Annotated in this window: 1 protein-coding gene; it reads right to left on the reverse strand. The window is 37.7% G+C overall.

Annotated features, from left to right (window positions below):
• Positions 1 to 107: 107 nt before the first annotated feature.
• A partial coding sequence (locus FOF46_RS32205; protein WP_167572051.1) for a hypothetical protein occupies positions 108 to 310 on the reverse strand: 203 nt, incomplete at its 5' end.

Genomic DNA, 310 nt, shown 5'->3' on the forward strand with positions numbered 1-310 from the left:
TACAAGTTATTTAATACACACACTTTTGGGGGTGGGTCAATTTAAACAAGAATAGGTGGGTCAGTTTAAATAGGATTTACTGGGTCAATATAATAGGAATAGGTGGGTCAGTTTGGCAAGAATTTCCAGCCAGTCAGCAAACTGTCCAGGTCAATATCAGAACCGTCATTAGTGTGCAAGTCACTATTGGCGGTTCTTTTTTGTTCTATTGGTTCATCTAAACCGTTCAAAAAGCGTAGGGTTTCTGCATTTTCTGAAGCAGATTTATTAGTAAACCTTCCCATTAACAGGTCAATCTCATTAGAAATAC

The sequence above is a fragment of the Aquimarina algiphila genome (genome assembly GCF_007489275.1).
Taxonomy (GTDB): domain Bacteria; phylum Bacteroidota; class Bacteroidia; order Flavobacteriales; family Flavobacteriaceae; genus Aquimarina; species Aquimarina algiphila.